Source organism: Chryseobacterium sp. SIMBA_029 (assembly GCF_046535275.1).
In the GTDB taxonomy this organism is placed as follows: domain Bacteria; phylum Bacteroidota; class Bacteroidia; order Flavobacteriales; family Weeksellaceae; genus Chryseobacterium.
This window is the reverse complement of sequence record NZ_JAWRXA010000643.1, coordinates 1-250: the sequence shown is the minus strand read 5'-3', so window position 1 is coordinate 250 and position 250 is coordinate 1. Positions and strand designations below refer to the sequence as shown.

1 protein-coding gene is annotated in these 250 nt (G+C 39.6%); it reads right to left on the bottom strand.

What is annotated here, in order from left to right; translation table 11 throughout:
• Positions 1 to 250: glycosyltransferase (locus tag SB679_RS25550; protein ID WP_410705166.1), on the bottom strand; the 250-nt coding region annotated here is incomplete at both ends.

Genomic DNA, 250 nt, shown 5'->3' with positions numbered 1-250 from the left:
GACTTGATAATAGCTGATAGAAAAGATCCGATGTTTTTCTTTTAAAATAAGAAATTTCCTTGGGGTAAGTTCTTACGGTAAAAACGACATCATACCCTTCTTCCCATTTTTTTATCATTTCCGGGATAAGTTCAGGCGGATGTTGAAGATCACCATCCATAGAGATCACTGCATTTCCCTGGGCACTATCCATTCCGGCCTTTACAGCAGGCTGATGGCCAAAGTTTCGGGAAAATTCGATGAATTTTAC